The following is a 9,351-nucleotide window of genomic DNA, read 5'->3' as shown; positions in this document are numbered from 1 at the left end:
GTACTTCGACCAGACCTACCAAGCCATCGCCGGCCTGGTCTCCGACCGCGCGGCCATGCGGTAATCAACCACCAGCCAACCCGCCAGGCCAGCACAGCCCGACCTCAATCGAGCACCACGTCGTTAGTTTGACATGGCTGTGGTGTGAGCCGGTTTCGATGGTTTCGGGTCGGCGGCCGCCGACCCGAAACCATGGGTGCGAGCCTGGGTCAGCGCTCGTAACCTGGCACGTACCTGGCCGCTACTCAGGCTGCAAGGTCGCCAGCTGGAACCGGTTGCCCTCCGGGTCGGTGAACACGCTCAGGCGGATCGGCGGGTGGTTCGACTCGTTGAGCAGCTTGGCGCCCAGGCCGGTAAACCGCGCGGTCTCCTCGTCGTGGTGCTCGGTGACCAGGGTGGGAACGAACCCGCCGATGATCCGCTCGGCCTCAGGAGCCGGGAAGAAGATCATCTGGGGGCGGCTGCCCGGGTCGGTGGTGCCGACCGCCATGACCCCCTCGCGGAAGCCCGGGGTGACTTCGCGGTCGAGGACCTTCCCCCAGAACTCCGCCAGACTGGCGGGATCGGCGCAGCCGATGTTCACGGATGCGAAAAACGTACTGACATCAACAGTCATGATTGCTTCCGTCGAATGGTTTTCTTCATGTCTCGGCCGCGCTCGATGTGCGGCACCAGCGGATCTGGCGCATCGGCGAGGCGAGATCTTGATCTGTCCGGGTGGACAGGTTCGGGTGGTTTCCGCCCACAGGCGAGAACGCTTCAGCAGGCACTTCTCTGGCCGGCCAGCCCCGTCAGGGGATGGCGGCTCGTATGACCGCGGGCTGCTACGCCGCCGCGGCGATCACGTCGAACTCGTTGCCTTCCGGATCGGCGAGGGTGGTCCAGCGCATGCTGCCCATCTCGACGTCCCCCTTCCGGCTCGCACCGAGCCCGATCAGCCGCTCGACCTCCGCCTCGAGGTCCGCAGTCATCAGGTCCGGGTGCATCCGGTTCTTCGCCGACTTGCCTTCGGGCACCTGGGCGAAGCACCAGCCCGGCGCGCTCGGGCCGGCCTCGTGCAGCCCGATGGAGGCGAACGCCTTGCCCGCGCCCGGATCCAACTCCCGGCCGAGCGCCTGCGCCCAGAACGCGCCCAGCACGGCGGCGTCCGCGCAGTCGAAGGTCAATGCAAACAGTCGGTTCGTCATGATTCCCTTTCTCCTCTCGTGGAGAGCACCGGCCAGCACACCTCGGTGACCAGACCGTGCTCGTTTTTCGTGTCACGCAGACTGACCAGGTAGTTCTCCCGGATCGCCGTACGTGTGAGCGAACCCAGGCCTTGTTCGGCGACGAAACTGCCCAACGCGGCGTAGGTCCGGTCGAGCTCCCGCAACGGGCCGTGATGCAACGCCACCGCGATCGGGCCTTCCGGCAGCGGGTCCCCGGCGAGGCCGGCGGACGCGCTGAGCGGAATGAAGGCGGTGACCTCGCCGATGTGCGACTCGAACAGCTCCGCGCTGTAGAACGCGCCGTCCGGACCACCGCGCAGATCGGCATCCGAACCGATCTGCCGACGCAGGTCGGCGAACGTGTCGGGCAGCCACTCGAAGACCTCGTCCCAGGCCACCCGCGCGCTTGCCATGACCGCCCGGCAGGCGGCCGGGGTATGGAAGACGACGTTCAACGGGGATGGTCCACCGCCCTCGAGAAGCTGGCGCAGCGAGGCCACCGCCGTCTGGGTCTGCTCCAACTGGCGCTCCATGCTGCGCAGGTGCTCGGCGATGACCTCGTCGCGCACCGTCGGATCGGTCGCCGTCAGCACGACCTTGACCTGGTCCAGCGGCATACCCAGATCCCGGAAGCGCCGAATGAGCTGGGCCTTGGGGGCCTGCGCCGTGGCGTAGAACCGATATCCGCTGTCCGGGTCGATCCGCACGGGGCTCAGCAGCTCCAGATCGTGGTAGTGACGCAGTGCCTTGACACTGACATGGGTCAGCCGGGAGAACTCCCCGATACTCAGCAACGCGACCATCACTCGCCTCCCACGCCCGGCGCGGCAACGCCGAGACCTACCGGCGCCGGCTCGAAACCAAGCCGCGATTCGCCGTGTTCGGCCACCAGGCTTGCAAGAGCAGCCAGCTCCTCCAGCATGCGCATCGCGCAACCTCCTTTCAGCACCGCTCAACCGATGCCACGACTCTCATCCCTCCCCCTACAGGAGAGTCAACACCGGCCGTGTCCCACTGCGTGGTGTAGCCAGTCATGTAGAGAATGCGCAGGTCATATTGAGTAGGGTGCAGGTCCTAGCCGGGTCTAGGGTTCTGCGGTTTCTGGCAGGATCCCGTTTTTGTAGCGGGTGAGGTGGTTGCGTTGGTAGTCGCGGGCTTCGTGGTAGGCCCAGTAGGTCTCGAAGTCGCCGCTGGAGCGCAGGGCGCGTAGGCGTAGCACGACTTCGGCGCCGTCTGGGCCCCAGCGGGCGCCGGTGATGTCGAGCTGGTCCTTGATCAGGTGCCGGCAGGCCAAGGCCGGGTAGTTAAGGTTTCCGGGCCGTCGTCAAGTGCCTGAGGTGATCGTGGGGCTGTCATGCGAGCGTGTAGGTGGCGGGGCCGGTCCTGCGGAACTGTCCGTAATGCACCCACTGGGATAGCTGTACGCAGATGATGTTGGCGTCGGCGACGCCGAGCCATTGCGCGATCTCCCGTCCATGCCAGCTGCGTGCCGGATCCGACCGCATGAGCTCCAGGACGCGTTCGCGTCGGGTGCGGCGCGGGCCGGATGCGGACGGTTCAGTGTCCGATCGTGCGACGGTTTCCGCCTCGGTGTACTCGATGGCGGGCGGCGGTTCGTGGACCGCGATGTCCAGGGCGGTGACTTTCTGGCTGGTCAGTGGGCGGCCGTCGGGCTTGTGGATGTGGTAGCGGGAGTGCGGTGACTTGACCTAGCGGGTGCTCACCCGCAGTCGGCGGTCGGGCAGGAGGCCGGGGTGGAAGGTGAGCGAGATGTCGCACCCGGCGTCCGGACCGCTCCCCGTCCCGACGCAGTCGCCGTTGGGATCGATGCTTTCGCTGGTGATCTTGTACCTGATGAAAACCCCGTCGTCGGCGGTCAGCTGCTCCGACAGGTTCTGGTCGTCCTGCTGCTTCTCGGCTGCTGTCGCCGCCTGCTGGGCGGAGGCGGCCTGCTTCTCGGCGTCCTGGGCGGCGGCTTCGGCGGCGGCGGCGTCCTGGTCGGCCTGGGCGGCGACCTGGCGGGCGGTGGCGGCCGCGTCCTGGGCGGCGGAGGCTGCCGACTGGGCGGCGGAGGCGTCGGACTCGGCCTGGTTGGCCGAGGCGCGGGCGTCGGCGGCGTCACCGGCGGCAGCGTCGGCGGCGGACTGTGCGGCGGAGGCGTCGGCGGAGGCCTGGGCGTCGTACGCGATGGTCTGGGCCTCGGTGGCCTTGGCCTCGGCAGCGGCCTTCTCGGCCTGGGCCGCGGAGGCGATCGCCTGCTGGGCGGATACCTGGGCCGCGGCGGCCTGAGCGGCCGCGTCGGCTGCGGCGACCCGGGCGTTCTTCGCGTCACCGGTGGCCGCGTCGGCCAGGGCCTGGGCGGACTGGGCGGCCTGCGCGGACTGGTCGGCCTTGGCCTGGGCCACCGCCTGCTGCTGGTCGGCGATGGTCTTGGACGCCTGGGCGGTCAGCACGGCGAGCCCGGCGGAGGAGTCGGTGTCAATGTGCGGCGAGCCCAGCTGAATCGCGTCGTTGGCCGGAGCCGCGACCGCCTCGGCGGCGTCAGACGCGGCGGTGGCCGCCTGGGCTGTGGTGTAGGCGTAACCGGCCGTGATGACCGCATCCGTCTGGGCCTGCGCGGCGTCCGCCCCGGCGGCGACGGCGTTCTTGCGGGCTGTGACGGCGTCGGCCTGCGCGTTGGCCGCATCCGCCAGCATCAGCCCGCGTGCTTGCCGGATCTGGTCGCTGGTCAGCGGACCGCGGCCGGCCAGGGTGTTTAGGTGGCGCTGGACGTGCCAGGAAGTGAACAGTTCCAGCAGGCGCCGGTGCTGGGCATCGGCGACGGTGGGAAGCTTCTCCGCGAGCCAGCGCTGGAAGAGCAGCAGCTGCCGGTCGGCTGGGGGTAGGACGCCGAATTGCATGAGCAGGTCGCGCAGGTAGGCGACCGAACGCCAGGGAGTGAGCTGGCTCAATCCGTCGTGGGTGAGCGGGACTTCGCCGCGGGCCAAGGCCCGAAGGTTGCGCTGGACGTGGGAGTGGCCGGTCCAGGTCAGCCCGCCCCAGGGGCGTTTCATCTGCCGCAGCGCGTCGAACGGCTCACCCCCGTCCGCGTGCCCGTGTCGGGCGACGGCGTCGACGCCGGGCGGGCGTATCGCTCCAGCGATCGCACGGAGAGGGTCGGCCGACCCCGGGTGGCGGAGGCGGGCAGTGGGTTCGACGCTCGTTTGCGGGGGAGCGGCAGGGATTGAGCGGCTCGCGTGCTCAATGTGTTCTCTTTCTTCTATTGGACGTCTGGATCCCGCTCGGGAAGGCTAAGGCGTGCCGCCCGGGCCGGGAGGGCGGCGTAGTAGGACCACGCAAGACAGATCACGTGACTCAAGGAGGACTGGCCGTGGAATACCGCATGCTCGGACGGAGCGGGTGCAGCGTGTCGACGTTGGCGCTCGGCACGATGACGTTCGGCACCGAGGCCGACGAGGCGGGGGCGCATGCGCAGCTCGACCGGTTCGTCGAGGTCGGCGGGACGTTGGTGGACACCGCGGACGTCTACAGCCGCGGGGTCTCCGAGGAGATCATCGGCCGGTGGTACGCCGGCCGCCCCGCCGAGGTACGCGACCGGATCGTGCTCGCGACCAAGGGCCGCTTCCCCATGGGCGACGCCCCCAACGACGCCGGCCTGTCGCGGCGGCACCTCGACCGGGCGCTGGACGCCTCCCTGCGCCGGCTCGGCGTCGAGGCGGTCGACCTCTACCAGGTCCACGCCTGGGACCCGCTGACGCCGATCGACGAGACGCTACGGTTCCTGGACGACGCGGTGCGCAAGGGCAAGATCCACTACGTCGGGTTGTCGAATTTCACCGGCTGGCAGCTCCAGAAAGCCGTCGACATTGCCGACTTCCGCGGTCTGAGCCGCCCGGTGACCCTGCAGCCGCAGTACAACCTGTTGGCTCGCGAGATCGAGTGGGAGGTCATCCCGGCCTGCGCGTCCGAAGGCCTGGGCCTGCTGCCGTGGAGTCCGCTCGGCGGCGGATGGCTGACGGGCAAGTACCGGCGCGACGAACGGCCGGTCGGAGCGACCCGGTTGGGCGAGAACCCCGAGCGCGGTGTCGAGGCGTACGACCGGCGCGTGAAAGTCGAGCGCACCTGGGCCGTCATCGACGAGGTGCGCTCGGTGGCCGACGAACGAGGCGTCTCCATGGCCCAGGTCGCCCTGGCCTGGCTGGTCGACCGCCCGACCGTGACGTCGGTGATCCTCGGCGCGCGAACCCTGGAGCAGCTGGACGACAACCTCGGCGCGGCCGGTCTGCACCTGACCGAGGAGGAGTACGCCCGCCTCAACAAGGCCAGCGACCCCGGCGCGGCCGATTACCCCTACGGCGTCCCCGGCACGGCGCAGCGCGGCCGGAAGATCGAGGGCGGACGCTGAGCAGACGCCCGGTTCAGGCGCAACCCGTACACCACTTCCCAGGACGCAACCTTGGGCCCCACCTCCGGCGGGGCCCATTCAGACCCTTGTGCGAGCGGTGCTCCACCGACGGCATGACCTCCCGGTGCGCCGAGCCGTAGGAACGGAGCTTGTCGGTGACGACCACCCGCGGCACCGCGCCCGTGTTCTTCAGCAGGCGGCGGAAGAGTTCGCCCCCGTCCTGGCCACCAACGGCGGCGGGACGATCCTCAACGTCCTGTCGGCGATGTCCTGGCTCGCCTACGACGGGGCCAACGCCTACAGCGCGGCGAAGGTGGCCGCGTGGAGCCTCACCAACGGCATCCGCCTCGAACTCGCGGGCCAGGGAACCACGGTGACAGGCCTGCACCTGGCCAGCACCGACACCGCCAGTAGACCGCAGGGGCGACAGCCTTTATCCACCCTTGCCCCCCATCACGGCCATGCCAACACCCGTTCAACTAGAGTCGAACGCTTGGTACGAACACGCACTGGGGGTGGTCCTCTTCCGCGCCGACGCGCCGGAGCCACCAAAGAGTACCTGCAGTGGATCACCGACGGGGGCGGGAACAAGGCCAACACCTGGCAGTACTCGCGATCACCACTTTCCGCAGGGGAATTCGTCAGCCGGCGGGCGCCAAGTAGGGGAAGAACGGCGTCGGAGGAGCATCGACGGCCTCTTTGGTCAGGTCGATACTCAGCGCGCTGTCGGTGGTGAGCGAGAACATGACCTCACCAGCGTTGTCGGTGAGGTTCCGGCCGTTGAATTTCGCGAAACCGAAGACCGCGGGAGTACCGATCGTATAAGGCAGGATATCCGGGAGAATACGGTCGGCGATGTCCTGACCGTAACTACGCGGATCCGATGCGGTTTCCCGGGAACCGACTACTGCGGCGACCCGTCCGGCGATTTCCTCGCGGAACGTGTGGGCGTCGTCGGCGGGGGCCGTCTGATTCAACCGCTCCGCCAATTCGTCGTCGAACTGCGCGAAGATCGGCGAGACCATCGGGAGTCCGAACCTGTTGATGCGGTGCCATCCACCGGCATCGGTGGCCAGCGCCGTCACCCCCCAGACGCCGATGTCGCGGTTGTGCGTGAAGGGCAGCAGCTCGGCGTCCGGTACCTCCAGCACGATGGACATCACCTTCATCCCGGAGAACAGGCTGGTCACCGGAGACGAGTCCGGCGCGGGCACGTCCACGTCGGTGCCGTTCTGGAATGCGTGGCCGACCGCCTCCACCACGCCCGGGTTCATCCAGAACGGGTCGGCGGCCCGGCCGGTCCACAGCCGTAGACCACCCTCGGCGCTGAGCGTCCGCCCGACCATGCCGACGAGCAGCACGGTGCCCTCCGCCGCGTCGTCGGCCGCCTGAGCGCCCACGATCCGGCGCAGTTCGACCGCCTGCGTACCATCGGTGTCCCGCGCTCCGAAGGTGATGCGGAAGGCGAGATCTTCGACGGCGTCACCCGTACTGTCGATCTTGAATTCGTACCGGGCCTCGGGGTGGAATCCTTTCGGTGCTTCCGGACCCGCGGATTCGGAGCACACGTCCATCACGAGAACCGTGCCGCGCTCACCCCGGAACACGTACACATCGGAGATGTTCAACCGCGCGTCGGCCCTGGCCGCGGGGGAATCGAGGTGATGCGACATGCTAGTGACTCCAAACGCTCTGCGGCGGCGGTGCACAAGGGGGAGAGAATTCCCGTTGCGGCCGACGCGGTCTGCCTCTGGACGCACGGCCTCGTCGGCCTGCGGGCGACTTCGGAACGGAAGCCGTTCCGGCACCTGACACCGGGGGTGACGCCGCATTACTGGAGGCGCCAAACCCACTAATAAGCGTACCTCGGCAACCGGCGAACGCGCGTTGACCCGAATCCGGCGCCCTCGCGGTCTCCACCGGGAAGGACGCCGGCGAAGTCCGGGCCCGTGACTCCGCTGTTCTCATCGATGACGACACCCACGGGCAGTGCCTGCGTCACCCATGGCTACGCCTTCGCGTCTGCGGCCAGCTGGGACCGCACAAGCCTGACTACTACCACCGGCGCAACCGACTGCGCGGATGTCACCGACACCACGGTGGAGACCACGACACACACCTACGACAGTGCGGACCGCATCACCGACGCCGGCTACACCTACGACACATTCGGTCGTACGCTGACCACTCCGGACACCACCCTCACCTACTACGTGAACGACCTGGCCAGTTCCGAGGCGACCAGTACCAGCAAACAGACCTGGTCCCTGGACGCCGACCACCGCCTAGCCAGCACGGTCAACGCGACCAGCAGCGACAGCGGCAGCACCTGGACGACCAGCGGAACCACGGTCAACCACTACGCCGACGACACCGACAGCCCCACCCGGACCGCCAAGTCGTCCGGCACGATCACCCGCAACGTTGGTGACCTCAGCGGCGGCCTCGCCGCCACCACCTCGGCGACCGGCGACACCACGCTCCAACTCGCCGACCTTCACGGTGACATCGGCGTCACCCTCGCGGTCAGCACCGGTGCGGCCAACTCGTACAACTACGACGAGTACGGCAACACCACCAACCCGAGCCGTTACGGGTGGCTCGGCTCCGCACAACGCGCCAGCGACACCCCGACCGGTCTGACCCTCATGGGCCTGCGCCTCTACAGTCCGGCCACGGGACGCTTCCTGCAGACCGACCCGGTCTCCGGCGCGAGCGCCAACGGGTATGACTACTGCAACGGTGACCCGATCAACTGCACCGACCTGGACGGGCAGTGCCCGAAGTTCATCAGCCACCCCATCGCGTCAGCCGCGTGCAAGGCGGCGACCAATGGGACGGAATATCTCATCGTGGTCGCCGGCGAGGCGTTCTGTGCCGCCGTCCTCACTGAGATCCTCCCGGTATGCAGTGGCATCGTCACCGGGACGGCCAGCGCCGCTTCGTACTTCGTGGAGACTCGCTGGGACGGAGGATTCAGCTGGGGCACCGCGATCGAGGACTTCGTCTCTGCGGCGATCGCCGGCGGGATCGGTGGCGCTGTCGCCAAGAAATTCTTCAAGACGAGTTCCGGGAAGAAATTCCTCAATAAGGCAGGAAAACTTCTCATCGGTCTGGGAACAAAAATCGACAGTGCGGTGCACCGAATCGCCGGGAAACACATCAAGATTGGACGGGCAAAACTTGTCAATAAGTTGAGAAAGATGGTCAAATAGCCGTGAAGAAGGATATTGGCGCAGGCTGGGGATGCGTCGCGATACTGGCATGGATCTTCGTCATGACTACCGTGGCCCATGTCGCGCAGGTGCTCCTCCAGCACCGGTCATGGTCAGATTTTGGTGTTGGTGTCGCTGTCTCGGCGCTGTTCGTCGCGATCCCCGCACTCGTCGTGTGGCTGAGAGGACTTCGTAAGAGCTGAGGCGCGGGCGCCTTCCGCACCCTGGCTCGTTCTCCGCCTGTAGGGCCCACCGGTTTTCCGGCAGGCCCTACAGGCGTTACGGACGCGCTCGGTATCACAGGAAGAGCTCGCCACGTCCTCCACGACATCGGATTGCCGTTCCGCAAGGCCAGATCGGCAAACTTCAACTTGGACCGCCTATTCCTTGCTGAGCTCCTAGTGTCTCGTGATCCTGTTTGTGTCACTTCGCGTTGTTGTCGACGAGTTTCTTGATGTTGGTCTGGACGAGTCGGACCTTGGCGAGGATCTCGTCGGCGGTCGCGGTCCAGGTGAAGGGTTTG

10 protein-coding genes and 3 pseudogenes are annotated in these 9,351 nt (G+C 67.6%); 4 read left to right on the top strand and 9 right to left on the bottom strand.

Annotation, left to right across the window (positions count from 1 at the left end):
- Positions 1-241 precede the first annotated feature (241 nt).
- The 7 genes and pseudogenes from FCI23_RS52075 to FCI23_RS57795 form a co-directional block, all read right to left on the bottom strand.
- On the bottom strand, positions 242-616 hold the full coding sequence (locus FCI23_RS52075) for a VOC family protein (protein ID WP_136730942.1): 375 nt from the start codon (positions 614-616) through the stop codon (positions 242-244).
- A gap of 208 nt (positions 617-824) precedes the next feature.
- On the bottom strand, positions 825-1,187 hold the full coding sequence (locus FCI23_RS52070; RefSeq protein WP_136730941.1) for a VOC family protein: 363 nt from the start codon (positions 1,185-1,187) through the stop codon (positions 825-827).
- A complete protein-coding gene (locus FCI23_RS52065) occupies positions 1,184-2,011 on the bottom strand; it encodes a MerR family transcriptional regulator (RefSeq protein WP_136730940.1) in 828 nt (275 codons plus the stop codon). The genes FCI23_RS52070 and FCI23_RS52065 overlap by 4 nt, the downstream gene beginning before the upstream one ends.
- Positions 2,011-2,136 carry a hypothetical protein gene (locus tag FCI23_RS62845; RefSeq protein WP_265737852.1) on the bottom strand — a complete coding sequence of 42 codons (126 nt, stop codon included), beginning with the start codon at positions 2,134-2,136 and terminating at the stop codon, positions 2,011-2,013. The genes FCI23_RS52065 and FCI23_RS62845 overlap by 1 nt, the downstream gene beginning before the upstream one ends.
- A 156-nt stretch (positions 2,137-2,292) precedes the next feature.
- A pseudogene (locus tag FCI23_RS52060) lies at positions 2,293-2,499 on the bottom strand (ISKra4 family transposase); the annotation flags it as partial.
- A gap of 61 nt (positions 2,500-2,560) precedes the next feature.
- Positions 2,561-2,713: a hypothetical protein gene (locus tag FCI23_RS57800; protein ID WP_169317419.1), complete on the bottom strand. Its 153-nt coding sequence runs from the start codon at positions 2,711-2,713 to the stop codon at positions 2,561-2,563.
- A gap of 204 nt (positions 2,714-2,917) precedes the next feature.
- Positions 2,918-4,261 (bottom strand): hypothetical protein, encoded by a 1,344-nt coding sequence (locus FCI23_RS57795; protein WP_169317418.1) that lies wholly within the window; start codon positions 4,259-4,261, stop codon positions 2,918-2,920.
- A 317-nt stretch (positions 4,262-4,578) separates the two neighbouring features.
- Between FCI23_RS57795 and FCI23_RS52050 the strand changes: the two genes are divergently transcribed.
- A complete protein-coding gene (locus tag FCI23_RS52050; protein ID WP_136730939.1) occupies positions 4,579-5,613 on the top strand; it encodes an aldo/keto reductase in 1,035 nt (344 codons plus the stop codon).
- A gap of 76 nt (positions 5,614-5,689) precedes the next feature.
- Here the strand turns inward: FCI23_RS52050 and FCI23_RS61900 are convergent.
- Positions 5,690-5,821: pseudogene (locus tag FCI23_RS61900) on the bottom strand (IS6 family transposase); the annotation flags it as partial.
- Between FCI23_RS61900 and FCI23_RS61895 the strand changes: the two are divergent.
- Positions 5,819-6,019: pseudogene (locus tag FCI23_RS61895) on the top strand (SDR family NAD(P)-dependent oxidoreductase); the annotation flags it as partial. The pseudogenes FCI23_RS61900 and FCI23_RS61895 sit on opposite strands and share 3 nt — an antisense overlap.
- A gap of 235 nt (positions 6,020-6,254) precedes the next feature.
- On the opposite strand, the gene FCI23_RS52040 reads toward FCI23_RS61895, so the two are convergent.
- Complete coding sequence (locus FCI23_RS52040) at positions 6,255-7,286, bottom strand: DUF4331 family protein (RefSeq protein ID WP_136730938.1); 1,032 nt, start codon at positions 7,284-7,286, stop codon at positions 6,255-6,257.
- A gap of 297 nt (positions 7,287-7,583) precedes the next feature.
- Between FCI23_RS52040 and FCI23_RS52035 the strand changes: the two genes are divergently transcribed.
- Both FCI23_RS52035 and FCI23_RS52030 read left to right on the top strand, forming a co-directional pair.
- Positions 7,584-8,828 (top strand): RHS repeat-associated core domain-containing protein, encoded by a 1,245-nt coding sequence (locus FCI23_RS52035; protein WP_136730937.1) that lies wholly within the window; start codon positions 7,584-7,586, stop codon positions 8,826-8,828.
- Positions 8,829-8,830: 2 nt separating this feature from the next.
- A complete protein-coding gene (locus FCI23_RS52030) occupies positions 8,831-9,031 on the top strand; it encodes a hypothetical protein (RefSeq protein WP_136730936.1) in 201 nt (66 codons plus the stop codon).
- Positions 9,032-9,351: the final 320 nt, after the last annotated feature.

Source organism: Actinacidiphila oryziradicis (genome assembly GCF_005047355.1).
In the GTDB taxonomy this organism is placed as follows: Bacteria; Actinomycetota; Actinomycetes; order Streptomycetales; family Streptomycetaceae; genus Actinacidiphila; species Actinacidiphila oryziradicis.
The sequence above is the reverse complement of the archived record's forward strand: the minus strand, read 5'-3'. Positions and strand labels throughout refer to the sequence as shown.